The sequence below is a fragment of the Halomonas sp. C22 genome, assembly GCF_007655045.1.
Taxonomy (GTDB): domain Bacteria; phylum Pseudomonadota; class Gammaproteobacteria; order Pseudomonadales; family Halomonadaceae; genus Vreelandella; species Vreelandella hamiltonii.
On record NZ_VBVC01000008.1, the window covers coordinates 19215 to 32932 of the forward strand.

General features: G+C 60.2%; 8 protein-coding genes. All 8 read left to right on the top strand.

The window, feature by feature from the left end; genetic code table 11:
• The first annotated feature begins 176 nt into the window (after positions 1–176).
• The 8 genes from FEU76_RS14420 (at position 177) to pelG (ending at position 13691) form a co-directional block, all read left to right on the top strand.
• The gene (locus FEU76_RS14420) at positions 177–1148 is read left to right on the top strand and encodes an NAD-dependent epimerase/dehydratase family protein (protein WP_144983931.1); all 972 of its coding nucleotides are present in this window, start codon (positions 177–179) and stop codon (positions 1146–1148) included.
• Between the two features lie 39 nt (positions 1149–1187).
• A complete protein-coding gene (locus tag FEU76_RS14425; protein WP_260851408.1) occupies positions 1188–3998 on the top strand; it encodes a bifunctional glycoside hydrolase 114/ polysaccharide deacetylase family protein in 2811 nt (936 codons plus the stop codon).
• A complete protein-coding gene (locus FEU76_RS14430) occupies positions 3985–7674 on the top strand; it encodes a tetratricopeptide repeat protein (protein ID WP_186299155.1) in 3690 nt (1229 codons plus the stop codon). The genes FEU76_RS14425 and FEU76_RS14430 overlap by 14 nt, the downstream gene beginning before the upstream one ends.
• Before the next feature lie 82 nt (positions 7675–7756).
• Positions 7757–8287: a hypothetical protein gene (locus FEU76_RS14435; RefSeq protein ID WP_096921725.1), complete on the top strand. Its 531-nt coding sequence runs from the start codon at positions 7757–7759 to the stop codon at positions 8285–8287.
• Positions 8288–8298: 11 nt separating this feature from the next.
• On the top strand, positions 8299–9660 hold the full coding sequence (locus tag FEU76_RS14440) for a PelD GGDEF domain-containing protein (protein ID WP_144983936.1): 1362 nt from the start codon (positions 8299–8301) through the stop codon (positions 9658–9660).
• The gene (locus FEU76_RS14445) at positions 9647–10717 is read left to right on the top strand and encodes a HEAT repeat domain-containing protein (protein ID WP_144983939.1); all 1071 of its coding nucleotides are present in this window, start codon (positions 9647–9649) and stop codon (positions 10715–10717) included. The genes FEU76_RS14440 and FEU76_RS14445 overlap by 14 nt, the downstream gene beginning before the upstream one ends.
• Entirely contained in the window at positions 10714–12291 is a 1578-nt protein-coding gene (gene pelF, locus FEU76_RS14450; RefSeq protein WP_096921728.1) for a GT4 family glycosyltransferase PelF, read from the top strand. Before FEU76_RS14445 ends, pelF begins: the two co-directional genes overlap by 4 nt.
• A gap of 17 nt (positions 12292–12308) precedes the next feature.
• Positions 12309–13691 (top strand): exopolysaccharide Pel transporter PelG, encoded by a 1383-nt coding sequence (gene pelG, locus FEU76_RS14455; protein WP_096921729.1) that lies wholly within the window; start codon positions 12309–12311, stop codon positions 13689–13691.
• The last annotated feature ends 27 nt before the right edge of the window (positions 13692–13718 follow it).

Consider the following 13718-nt stretch of genomic DNA (forward strand, 5'->3'; position numbering starts at 1 on the left):
CTCGGCGCGATGTGCTGCACTCCCCCTCCTTAGAAGAAGCCTGCCTGCAGTGTGAGAAATATCAGTCTCCCGATTCTTGTATCAAAATGTAATTGAATTAAACATAAAGATACACAAAGTTTCAAAGCGAGTTTCACGGGTCTTATGGCTGCTTTGAGCCCCACGGGAGAACGTCCATGCTAACGTATCCGCATTACGTACTCGTCACTGGCGGAGCCGGTTTCATCGGCTCTCACACCGTCGAGCTGCTGCTCCAGGAAAACTTCCGCGTCCGGGTGCTTGATAATCTATCTAGCGGCCATTTGAGCAACCTTCCCACTCACCCGTTATTAGACGTCGTCATAGGCGATATCCGCTGTGTAGACGACGTGCAAGCAGCGATGAAAGGCATTACTCACTGCCTGCATTTAGCCGCGCAGGTGTCTGTGGCAAGCTCTGTCGAGGACCCGCTCGGGTCGGCAACCCATAATATTCTGGGTGCGCTGAACGTCATGCATGCCGCAGCCACGGCAAAGGTCACCAAACTCGTTTATGCCTCTTCCGCAGCGGTCTATGGCATTCCCGCACAGCTGCCCCTGCTGGAGGAGGTGGCGCTGCAGCCACTCTCTCCGTATGGCCTGGAAAAGTGGGTGGATGAGCGTTATGCCGCTTTGCTGGGTAGCTTGCATGGCCTGCCCAGCCTGGGGCTGCGTTACTTTAACGTTTATGGCCCACGCCAGGACCCTAACTCTCCGTATGCCGGTGTCATCGCACGTTTTCTCGACCGCTTACTCAACCATCAAGCTCCTCTCGTCTTTGGTGATGGACTGCAATCACGCGACTTCATTTATGTCGGCGATATCGCCCGCGCCAACGTCGCAGCCCTGATCAGTACACAATGTGGCGTGTGCAATGTGGCGACAGGCCAGCAAATTGATTTGCTGGGGCTTATCGACCTATTGCAACAACTGACTCACTGCCATATGTCTCCCCAGCATTTGCCTGCCAAGGCTGAAGATATTCGCGACTCGTGCGGCAACAATCAGCGCTTGCACGACTGGTTGACCATCGAGCCAAAGTGGACGTTGCAAGAAGGACTAAGCGAGCTGGTTCACCATGTCAGCGCAACACGGGGCTACATGGACGAGCCCACACGTTTGAACGCCTAGCAGGCCGCTTTTCAATTCCCGACACGACAGGTGGCATCGATGAGTAGGCTCTTCATGTGCACGTTGCTGTGCTGGCTGCTGGGGCTTGTCAGCGCCTTCGTCTACGCAGACTCCCCCGCCCGGCAGCCTAGCGTCGCGTTCTATTATGGCAATGAGCCCCCGGTTGAACTGCTCTCTCAGTTTGACTGGATCGTGGTGGAGGCCGCCAATGTCGACAGCGCCGAGCAGCGCCTGCTGGCGCAGCATGGAGGCCAGCCGTTTGCCTATGTCAGCATCGGTGAGCTCGACGCGTGGCGGGGTGCCACTACTTCGCTGCCCGCTGCTGCGCTCGTCGCTTCCAACGCTGCCTGGAATAGCCAGGTGGCGGATCTGACACACCCAGCATGGCGCACATACCTTCTTGAAGAGCACATCCGGCCGCTGTGGCAAGCAGGTTATCGCGGACTGTTTCTGGATACGCTAGACAGCTATCGCTTATTTGCACCCGATGGACCAGCCGCCGAGCGTCAGCAGGACGCACTGGTGGACATTATTCATGCCATCAAGCAGCAGTTTCCTGAGATGCAGCTGCTGCTCAACCGCGGTTTTGAAGTCCTGGAGCAAGTGCATGGAGAGATTGTTGGCGTGGCCGCAGAGTCACTCTACCGGGGATGGAACCCGACGACCCAGGTATACGGGGCAGTCTCCGACAATGACCAGGCCTGGCTTTACCAGCAGCTCGCCCGTGTTCGTGACCACTACCGCTTACCCGCCATCGCCATCGATTACGTGCCTGCCGCTCAACGTGAACTGGCCAGAACCACCGCACAGCGTATCCATGCCGAAGGCTTCATTCCCTGGGTCAGCGTGCCGCAGCTCAATCAAATGGGTGTGGGACTTGTTGAACCCATACCACGCAGAGTGCTGGTCTTGTTCGACAAGTCTAAAACGGAAGCCGGAGAGCTGGCGTACACCAATGCTCACCGCTACCTGGCGATGCCACTGGAATACCTGGGTTACGGCGCAGAGTATCTGGACGTCAACGGGCCATTGCCCAGCGATCTACTACATGGCCGTTACGCCGGTGTCGTGACATGGTTCAACGAGCCAATCACCAACGCTCCCCACTACGGCGCTTGGTTACAACATCAAATGGAGCACGGCTTACGGGCCGCGATAGTGGGCGTACCGGGGGTGCCGATTGCCGGTACGCTGGGCCGCTCGATGGGATTGCGTGAAGTCCATGGCATTGCTGCTCAGGGCCTGAGCGTGGTGAATCATGATGACGTGGCCAATTTTGAAGGCATGCCATTGCCACCCCCCGTGCCACAAACCAGTTACGAAATGGTGGGCAGTGGCCTCACCGCTCATCTCACTATTCGTGATAACGCTGGCCGTCACTTTGCGCCCATCGTTACCGGTGCCTGGGGAGGCCTGGCCAGCTACCCATGGGTAGTCGAAGAGGCGAACGAGTACCAAAAACGCTGGAACCTCGACCCATTCAAATTTTTACAGCGCGCCCTGGCACTGCCCGATATTCCCGTACCCGACGCCACGACAGAGAATGGCGCCCGGTACTGGATGACCCAGATCGATGGCGACGCCTTTGTCAGTCGAGCCGACCTGCCGGGCACGCCCTTTACCGGCGAATTGATGCTGTCCGATATTCTGATGCGCTACCAAGTGCCTACGACGGTATCGATCATCGAGGGTGAAATAGGCCCAGACGGTCTCTACCCGCAGTATCGTTCGGTACTCGAACCCTTGGCACGACGCATCTTTGCCCTGCCTTGGGTAGAGGTGGCGACCCATACCTTCAGCCATCCCTTCGAGTGGGAAAGCCTCAACGAAAACGATTTGGCCGGCCAAGGGAAAACCACGGCAGGCTTCAACTACAACATGCCGATCCCTAACTATCGGTTTTCATTACGTCGAGAAATCGAGGGGTCTGCCAACTATATCAACCGTACGCTGGCGCCTGCCGGAAAGCCCGTCAGCGTCGTGCTCTGGACAGGCAACGCGCTGCCGCCGGAAGAAGCCCTGGCCATTGCCGACGAGCTCGGTCTTCGCAATATCAATGGCGGCAACACCAGCGTGACGCACAGCAATCCCACCATGACCCGGGTGTATCCCATGCTACGGCCGGTGGGTCGCTATCTGCAGGTCTACGCACCGCAGATCAATGAAAACGTCTACACCAACAACATGTTGGGCCCACTCTGGGGCTATCGTCGCGCCATTGAAACCTACCAGATTACCGACCAGCCTCGCCGTTTGAAGCCCATCGATATCTATTACCACTTCTATTCGGCCGCCAGCCCCGGGGCGTTACGGGCACTGCATCAGGTGTACGAGTATGTGCTCACCCAAGAGACACTGCCGGTATACACCAGCACCTGGAGCGATGTGGCCACCCAGTGGTACCACACAGGGGTGGCACGCCACCTGGACGGCGGCTGGGTGATTCAGGGAACCCACCATATGCGTACGCTGCGCCTGCCGACATCGCTTGGCTGGCCCGATCTAGAGCGCTCGACGAATGTGGCGGGTGTTCGCGAGATTGCATCAGGCCGCTATGTGGCGCTCTCGGGGGCCACGGGTGCCCAGCTCTATCTCTCGCCTCACGCCCCCCAGACACCTCATTTGCGCTACGCCAACGGGCGCATTGAAACGTGGCAACAAACGTCGCCGGGGCAGATCACGCTATCTATCGCGGCGGAGCACGTGCCTTTGCAGGTGGAGCTTGCCGCCACCCAGGGCTGCCAAGTCTCGGCCCCGAATGCACGCCTGGAGCAACGCGGCACCAGTACCTTCCTACACTATGGCAGCGCTCGCGGTGAGCGTATCGAGGTGCGCTGTGCTAACCGATAAGCCCGCCCCCACGGTTCGTAAAGCGGTGGCGCTGCCTGCCCGGCGGCTCATTCGGCCACTCACGCTACGTCTCATTGCAGCCGTCGTGGCCTTGATGCTGGTGCTGCTCTTTCCCGCACATCATCTGCTCATGCTGGAAAACAGCGACAGCATGCCCAGCCGGATATCCATTCTGTACTCCCAGGCACTGCTGAATGCCAACCCCGGCAATGTCGAGCTGCGTATCAGCCTCGCCAACAAGCTGTTTCAGGTAGGCGAGTTTGCGCTCGCCAAAGCGACCCTGGAACCGCTGCATGACAGCCGTGATATCACAGTGCAGTGGCTGAGACTCAGCATCGAATGGCAGTTGTTGGCTGCCATTGCCTCTGACCATGCAGAGCGGCTAGACGCGGTTCAGAGCTTTCAGCGCTTGCTGCTGGCGTTTCAACATCATGCTCTCCTGCCCTCTGCGTATCTGGAAACCATGGCCACTTACTGGCTGGCCACGGAGCACCCGGCCAATGCAGCGGCCTTGTACGAGCGGTTAGGGGAGCAAGATGTGGAGCGTCAATATCATTGGCTCTCTCTGGCAGGCCATTGGTGGCTAAGAGCCGGGCACCCAGACCGTTCCGCTGCGGCTTGGCATCGCGCTTACCAAGTGGCGGAAACACCCGTGGTGACACTGGGCTGGCTAGGCTGGCTGGTGAGCCCTGCTTACGCCCAAGCTGACGAGGCATCGCCAGAGTCTCCCCGTCGGGCTGCCGCGCTAGAAGCGCTGCGCTCTGCACAGCAAAGCCAGGACGACGACGGCGTCGGTTACGCCCGCGAATACCTCAGCGTGTTTCCAAGAGACCCTGAGCTACTGGATCTCGGCATTCGGTTAGCGCTTGCCCACGGCCAGCCCCAACAGGCGCTAGCGTGGTCACAGCAACTTATCGACGTACAGCCCGACACTGCAACGCTGGAGCGTCATGTCACCATCGCGCTGGGGCTCAACGAGCTCGCCAGCGCCCTGGACGCGCTGGCCCTTCTCCGCCAACGCCATCCAGAGCAGCCGCGCTATCTGGAGCAGTTAGCGCAAACGCAGCAGTGGTCGGGCGATGCAGCAGGGGCCATGCGAAGTGCGCAAGCGCTGGCACAGCTGACAGGCGAAGAGCGCCATGACCGATGGGTGATAGCGCTGGCCCTCAGCGTGCGTGAACGCGGTGTCGCCCTGCAGGCACTCACCCGCCTGGAGCGCAATGGCACCATCACGCTAGAGGATCGTCGGCTTTGGGCAGACCTGCTGGAACAGCTGGGCGATCCGGATACCGCCATCGCCCGCATTCAATCCTGGCAAGCCGCCGGCATTCGCGACCAGTCGCTGGCCATTCGCGCCGCCACATGGCTTGAGCAAACCGGACGCCTGGAGGAAGCAGGCGAGGCCTGGGCGGCCATCAATGCCCAGTACGGTGCTCAGCCTGCGTTTGTTCAGGCACAAAGCAACATACTGGCACAAACCTGGCAGCTGGATAGCGCACTCGATGTCCTTGCCAACGCCCAACCCGCTGCCCACGGCACAGCTACCGGATACTGGCAACAGCGGGCTGCCTTGGCGTGGCAGCTAGGTGACAGCGCGGCAAGCCTGGAAGCCTATACCGCCCTGTTTGAACAGGGGGCACTCGATGCAGACGGCACCTCTCGCCTTATCCAAACCGCCGCCGATCAGCAACGGTTAGACCTGGCGATGCGGGTGTCGGAGCAGCGGTGGACACAAGCGAGAGATGGCGATGCCTTGATTCAAATGCTGTACCTCGCCCAGCGTGAGCGCCAGCCTGCGCTGACACAAACGCTATTGGCCTTGGCCGAACAAGCCCCAGAGCAGTTTGCGCAGTCTCCCGACTACTGGGGAGCCGTCGCACAGCAAGCGCTCCTTCAGCGTGCCCCAGACGAGGCCTTGGCGGCTTATCAGCGCGCCCTGGAACTCTCCCCCAACGACCCTAGCCTACAGGCGGGAATGCTCTACGCCCTGGCTGCGGCAGGCGAGTCGGAAGTGCTGCGCCAACGCCTCGCAGAGTGGCAGCCCACGGCTGCCAATACGCCCACCATGATGAGCGCGATGGCAGAGGGCCATCGCTATTTAGGCAATCTGGACCAGGCCCTGATGTGGTACGCCTTGGCCAGCGACGCCCGCGTGCTGGATGACTGGCAGCAGCTTTATTACGCCGATGCGCTGGATCAAAGCGGCCAGCATAACGTTGCCTTTACCCGCCGTATCGCGGCACTGAGCCAGCTCTCACCAGGGCTGATGAAAGACCTCGACACACCGCTGAGCAGTGAGCAGCGCCGTGAACAGAACCAAGTCATGGCACTGGTCGGCCAGCGCCAGGGCCCAGACAGCGTGCGTGGCTGGTATCACCATATCGTCGCTGACGCGTTTGCCACAACGCCCGTGCAAGCCAGTGATAGCGAGTGGTTATTCGACGCCAACCTCGCCCTGCAGCGTCCACTTCATGCCCGTTATCTACTGCTGCGCGCCCAGGCCCTGGGCTATCCCAGCCCGCCATGGCAAGTGCTCGCCGTCGCCATGGAAAAAAATGATCGCGATACGCTAGAACAGCTGCTGGAGAGTGACCTGGGCCGCACGCTTTCCGCCACCGACCGGCTGGCCATTATGCGCCAGCTTGACCGTCGCCAGGACGCCCGAGCGCTTGCCGAAACGCTTACCCATGCAGGGGAAGACCATCGCCAGGACCTCGTAGAGCTCGCCCAGGAAATGCCCCATCGGCTATCCAGCAGCGCTTCCTATCAACGCCTGGGCGAGCTGGAGATTGCCGAGCAAGACGCCGTTTACCAACTCGGCGGCGAGCGCTTTTGGGGCCAGCTAACGCTGGTACAGCGCCAGTTGGATGTGCCTGCTAATGACGTTGATAGCAGCGGTATCACCGATGAGCGCGGAGCCGAATTAACCCTGGGCTGGAATGGCCCCAGGCTCGATACCACGCTCCACGTAGGCCAGCTGCAAACAGACCGGGTCAACCGCACTCATGGCAGCGCGGCGCAGCGCTGGCAGGCCACGTCGCGCCTTGCCGGTACGCTGTATGGGGAGATCAGTCAGACCTCGGAGATCAATGAGCGCCTGAGGTTACTGGCCATCGAAGATCGCCTGGGAGCCCAGCTGGAGTGGACGCCCACTGCCCGCGACACCCTGACCCTCAACGCCAGCCATATCGACCTGCGCAGCCGAGAAACCCGTGCAAGCCTCGGGAGTGGCTACCGGGTAGATGCCGCCTGGCGCCATGCGCTGATCAAAGGGGCAACGCGGCAGTTGGAGATCAGCCTGCTCGCCAATCACGCCGACTACCGTATCGACGACCCTTTGCCTGACGATATTCAGCGGCGGCTCACCGCGGACACCCAAGCCCCCGATTTACTCACCGACAGCAGCAGCTTTATGGGTGTGGGCATCACACTGCGGCGCGGCGACCCGTACGCCACTTCGCCACAGCTGGCTTCTCCCATGCTGGAAGTCGGGCTGGAAGCAGGCTATCGGCTGCCCGATAACGATATTGGGCTGAACGCTCGCGTGGCCATAGGCAGCCGCCTGTTTGGCAACGATGCGCTCAGCCTGCAGTTGGAAGCGGATCAAGGGTCTGGCAGCGAAGGCGATACCAACCTGGGTGTATCGCTGACCTATCACTACTTCCTGGGACACTAGCCATGCCACAGGTCACTCAACGGCCATGCCGTTGCTCCCCCACTGCTTGCGGCGCCGCTCAAGCGCCCTCGGAGATACTGCCATGCAAATCTATCTATCACGCCCCCTGATCTGGCTGGCGCTGCTTGGCCTGCTGTTGAGCGGCTGCGCTGTCACTGACGTGCATCGCAGCGACCCTATCAGCCGACAAGCCAGCTGGGCCCTGCTGCCCCTCGCCAATCACTCTGAAACACCGCTCGCCGGGCATAAGGCGGAAGCCAGTCTGGTCACATTGCTACAGCAACGTGGCATTCAATCGCTCCGCCAAGCGCCGCGATCAAGCGCCCTGGATTTGCTCAGCCTGCCTAGCGACCAGGACTACCAGGCGGTCCTTGCCTGGGCCCAGCAGCAAGGCGTGCGCTACGGCGTGACCGGCTCGGTGGATGAGTGGCAATACAAGGCGGGGCTGGATGGCGAACCGGCGATTGGCATCAGCCTGCGAGTGGTGGATGTGAATAGCGGCGAGATCGTGTGGAGCGCCAGCGGGGCGCGCACTGGCTGGGGATTCAGCAGCACCAGTGGCGTCGCGCAAAAACTCATGGCGGATCTCGTCGATACGCTGCCTTTGCAATAGAGAGGTCTGCCATGGCCACGCACATCGACGAACTGCAACCCGCGCTTGCACCTCGCTGGCTGCGCTATCTGGAATCCCTCGTCATCACCCTGGCGCTGCCCGTGATTGGCTGGATCATTAACCCAAACGACCCGCTGCTGCTGGGTAGCGGATTGACCTGGCTGCTGGCCATTGCCCCCCTACTGGTGGGGATGCGCTATGGCTTTGCCATGGGCTTTGGCAGTGCGTTGCTCAGCGTTGCCATCATGGGGTTGGAAGGGTTCTGGTACCACGGGGATGTACTGGCAGAGCGTGCTCAGCGGCTACCCATTGCCGTTGCGCTCATTCTGGTAGGCATGGTGGCGGGTGAAATGGCGGACGTATGGCGGCGGCGATTGCAGCAAATGGCCATTCTGCACCGTGCCCAATCGACTCGCCTGGAAGAGTTCGTGCGCCACTATCAGCTGCTGCGGGTCTCCCACGATCAGCTAGCCGAACGTCTGGCCGCCAATCCGTTTACCTTGCGAGATGCGCTACGGGCACTGGAAGAGAAATTCCTGTCGCTCTCCTCGCATCAGGATCCCTTGGCGCAGCATGGTGGCGAGCTGCTGAACTTCTTGGCGCTGCACACACGCATCCAGCAAGCCGTCCTGCTGCCGGTGAATCAACAGCGGCGGCTGTTACCTCACGCAGCGATCTGGTTTGGGGGCGAAAAGTCCCTGGATTGGCATGACTCGATGCTGGCGGCCTGCCTGGAACAACGCCGCATGATCTGCCTGAAAAGCGCCATGACCCAAGGGTTCAATGTGGATAACGCCCCCCTGCTCGCCGTGGTTCCGCTGATCGATGTCGAAGAGCATATTCACGCGGTGGTGGCAGTGACCTCGATGCCCTTCATCGATTTTCATCGCGGGCATCTACACCTGCTGGCGGTGCTTGGGGCACAGCTTGGAGATATGCTTCACCATACTCAGCACCCTGGCCAAGGAAACAGTGGCGACCAGCATGCCGTGGTCGCTCAATGGGTACGCCATGCACGAGAGCATCAGCTCACCTCGCTGCTTGTGACCATCGCTTTTGCACAGCCGCTGAACGACTTGCAGATTCAAAGAATCATCGACAGCGTGGTACGCCAACAGCGCGGCCTGGACCGTAGTTGGGTGGTGCATCAGGCAAACCTACCCCCGCGCCTTCATGTACTCCTCCCCTTGACCCAGCCACGCGCCTTTGCCATCTACGCAGAGCGGCTGCAGGAACTCTTTGCCTCGGAGCCTGGCCTTGGCGAAGCCTGTCAGGCCATTCGCCTCGGCTACCAAGTGATTGATGGGCGGCTATCGGCCAAAAAACTCCTCTCGCTTCGCAATCCCCCAGAGGTGTCCCATGCGCCGTCCTGATGCGCCCCCCCATGCCAGTTGGCGCGTGTTGATAAGCCTGTGCTGGCTGGTAGCGGGCTTGGGCATGGAGGGGTGGGTAGCCAACCGCTGGGTGGTGGATAGCTGGGTCGTGGATAGCTGGGTCGTGGATAGCGGGAGCGCCAGCCTTGGGGCACCCTCACTGACGCTCCTGGCCGGACACGCGGCAGGAAGCATCTTGCTGGCCGAAGGCCTTCGGCGGGCGCTCCCCCTCCACTATCAGCAGCCCGTATTGGGCAGCCTTTTGCTGCTGTTCTTGCTGCTGTTCCTGTTGCCAGGCATTGCCTTGGTAGGGCTACTGCTGGCCGTATTGCCAGCGCTCTACTTCGCGGCACCGGAACGTGACCGCGCTTGGCAAACGCTGGACTTGCCGCCGCTACCCTATCGGCCCCTGACGCCCCCCAGCGCGGATTCGATGGCCATGCGCGAGGGACTCACCAGCATCCTTAACTTCACTGATAGCCCGGTAGCTCGACAAGAAGCGATTTTGGCCTGCCGCCATTTGCCGCCAAGGCAGGCCATTGGCCTACTGCGTTTAGGGCTGGCAGACCCGACCGATGATGTGCGCTTGCTGGCCTACTCCATGCTGAGCGGCATCGAGCGTGATTTAGACGAGCGTATTCAGCAGCTGACAGCCACCCGTGACCAGCACGGTGACCCACATGGCCATCATGCCGAAGCGCTCGCCATGCTGAACTGGGAGTACGACTACCTGCATCTCGCTCAGGGCAGCACGGCACAGTTCTATCTGACCCAGGCACTGAGTGAGATCGACAGCGCCATTCGGCTTGCCAACTCCGCCCATCGCCAGCTGTTACGCGGTCGCTTGTGCTTGGCACTGAAAGCGTTCGACAGCGCAGAAGCCGCGTTTACGCAGTGCGCATTGCTAGGCATGGAGGAGGATGACCTGGCCTCTTACCGCGCTGAGCTGGCCTTCCAGACACGGCGTTATCACGACATGCAGGCGCAGCTTGCCCGGCTGAGCCCTGGCGCCGCCCAACACCCTGTGCTGCACCCCTTGATGGAGTATTGGCGATGACATGGCCCACGTTGGGTAAACACGATATACCGGCAGATGTCATTTTGCTGCTCGAGGGCACGTACCCCATGGTGCGGGGCGGCGTCAGTGCCTGGGTGGATCAGCTGATTCGAGGGCTTCCCCACCTGCGCTTTGCCTTGGTCTTCTTGGGTGGTCGCCCTGATCACTACCAGGGTATTTTGTTTGAGCGGCCCGCAAACGTCGTGCATCTGGAGTGCCACTATTTGATGGACGACCTGCCTTCGTTATCGGTCATCAAAGCGCGTCAAGGCAAAGCCAGTACGTTCAACACCGTGCGTGAACTGCACGACAACCTGCGCAACCCCGAGCAGCAGGACCCGCTACGTGCCCTGTGTGATGTAGCGCAAATGATTGGCCAGCGGGGCGGCTTGAGCCGGGAGGATTTTCTGCATAGCCAAGCGGCTTGGCAGCAAATCGTTGACCACTACCTCACCCACGTCACCGAGCCCTCCTTCATCGACTACTTCTGGTCAGTGCGCAATATCCATGCGCCACTGTTTTTGCTGGCCAGCATTGCGCAAGGGCTGCCTAAAGGGCGCTGCCTACATGCCATATCCACCGGTTACGCGGGGTTTCTCGGCGCACTGGCGCACCATATTCATCACCTCCCCTTCGCGATTACCGAACATGGCATTTACACCAAGGAGCGACAAATCGATCTACTGGAAGCGAAGTGGATCAAAACCTCCACCGACGCGCTTTCACACGGTTTTCAGATCGATACGGGCTACCTTCGCCAGATGTGGATTCGCTTTTTCCAGGGCCTTGGCCGCATGAGCTATGCCAGCGCCTCGCACATTACCACGCTACACGAAGGCAACCGCCTACGGCAGATACAGGACGGTGCCGAGAAGGCGCGCACGCGAATTATTCCCAACGGTATTCAGATCGAGCGCTTCGCCCCGCTACGCAGCGCGACCGCCAACAATCAGCAACCGATTGTGGCGCTACTGGGGCGCGTGACGCCTATCAAGGATATCAAGACCTTCATTCGCGCGATGCGCCAGCTCATCAGCCAAGTCCCTGATGCCCAAGGCTGGATTGTCGGGCCCGACAGTGAAGATCCTGCCTATGCCCAGGAGTGCCGCGATTTGGTCCAGCAACTAGGGGTAGAGAAGCAGGTGCGATTTCTCGGCTTCCAACGTACCGAGGAGATACTGGCCCAGGTGCGCTTGGTGGTGCTGACCTCCATCAGCGAAGCCCAGCCGCTGGTGGTATTGGAAGCCATGGCGGCGGGCATACCGGTGGTGTGCAGCGATGTCGGTGCCTGCCGCGAGCTGGTGACCGGCGACGCGACACGCCAACAGGCGGCGGGGCAGATCGTGCCCATCGCCAATCCCATGGCCACTGCCCATGCCATGGAGCAACTGCTGACGCAGCCCGCTAGATGGCTGGACGCTCGCGCGGCGGGCATAGCCCGCGTAGAGGCCGACTACACAGACGCCTTGATGATGACGCGCTATCAGCAGCTGTATGACGAGGTCATGTCGCCCACCGCCATTCCGATGTCGGCAGCGGCTCGCTTGTTCACCGCGCTGGGCAGGCGCCAATAGCTATTGGAGGAGGGGTCATGGCGGGCATTGGTTTCGAACTTCGGCGGTTACTGCGCCAGGACAGTTACGTCAGCCTGCTGCGTGCGTATGGCTACGCAGGCTTGATCAGCTCTGGCCCTTGGGTACTGTCGATACTGGCAGTGATGGCACTAGGGGTATTGTCGACGGCGGCAAGCCCTGGCGGCAGTGCTCATGTGACGGAGTTTTTGGTCTCGGTCACTTGGCTGGTGGCCAGCTCACTGCTGCTGACGTCACTGGTGCAGCTGCTGTTTACCCGCTTTGTGGCCGATCGACTCTTTGAAAAGCGCGACAGCGCGATTCTGCCGAACCTGTTTGGCCTGCTCACGCTGGTGGTACTCGTCGCGGCCAGCGTCGGGGCAAGCCTTCTATGGTTCACCTTTCAAGACACGCCTTGGCTCTATCAGCTTGAAATGCTGATCAGCTTCATCGTGCTGAGCATGATCTGGTGCGTCACGGTGTTCGTTGCCGGCGTAAAAGCGTATCGCCAGGTCTTGTGGGCCTTTGCGTTTGGCTACGGCGCCACCTTTGTGGGCGGCATGCTGCTGAGCAGCTACGGGCTAGTCGGATTACTAGGCGGCTTTGTGCTGGGTCAGAGCCTGCTGCTCTTTACGCTGCTGGCGATGGTGATTCGCCACTATCCCAGCGATCGGCTATGGGCCTTTGACCTGCACCGGGCTGGACAGTGTCATCGGGCGCTGATGGCGATTGGCTTGTGTTATCAGCTCGGTATCTGGGCAGATAAGCTCGTCTTCTGGTTTCATCCTGGCACCTCGGAAACCATTATTGGCCCGCTGCGCGCCTCACCCATTTACGACTTGCCCATTTTTCTGGCTTACCTCTCCATCGTACCGGGCATGGCCGTGTTCATCATGCGTATGGAAACGGATTTTGCAGAGCGCTGCCAGGCCTACTACGACGCCATACGCCAAGGCGATACGCTGCTGCACATTGAAGATCTGCGCGGCGAGATGGTGGCCAGTGTTCGGCATGGCATTTACGACATCTTCAAGGTGCAGGGCATGACGGTCATGGCCCTGCTACTCAGTGGGCCAACCCTGTTTACCTGGCTCGGCTTCTCCCACTGGTATCTGCCGCTGTTCAACATCGACATCGTGGCGGTCGCCATACAAGTGCTGCTGATGGCCATCTTGAACGTGCTGTTTTATCTCGACCGCCTGAAGCCTGCGCTTTGGCTGTGCCTGCTGTTCTTCATCGCCAACGTGCTACTCACTCTGCTCAGCCAGATGCTGGGCCCAGTGTTTTACGGCTATGGCTATGCGCTGTCGCTGCTGTTTACATCGCTGGTGGGGCTTGCGGTACTCGATCATGAGTTTGAGCAACTCACCTTCCAGACCTTCATGCTTCAGCCCCATCGGTAAGCAGCCAGAGCATGAAGAGAGTGAGTG

Coding starts and splice junctions, on each gene's coding strand:
- pelG (WP_096921729.1), top strand. CDS start 12,309: ATGGCGGGCATTGGTTTCGAACTTCGGCGGTTACTGCGCCAGGACAGT.
- FEU76_RS14420 (WP_144983931.1), top strand. CDS start 177: ATGCTAACGTATCCGCATTACGTACTCGTCACTGGCGGAGCCGGTTTC.
- FEU76_RS14445 (WP_144983939.1), top strand. CDS start 9,647: ATGCGCCGTCCTGATGCGCCCCCCCATGCCAGTTGGCGCGTGTTGATA.
- FEU76_RS14435 (WP_096921725.1), top strand. CDS start 7,757: ATGCAAATCTATCTATCACGCCCCCTGATCTGGCTGGCGCTGCTTGGC.
- FEU76_RS14425 (WP_260851408.1), top strand. CDS start 1,188: ATGAGTAGGCTCTTCATGTGCACGTTGCTGTGCTGGCTGCTGGGGCTT.
- pelF (WP_096921728.1), top strand. CDS start 10,714: ATGACATGGCCCACGTTGGGTAAACACGATATACCGGCAGATGTCATT.
- FEU76_RS14440 (WP_144983936.1), top strand. CDS start 8,299: ATGGCCACGCACATCGACGAACTGCAACCCGCGCTTGCACCTCGCTGG.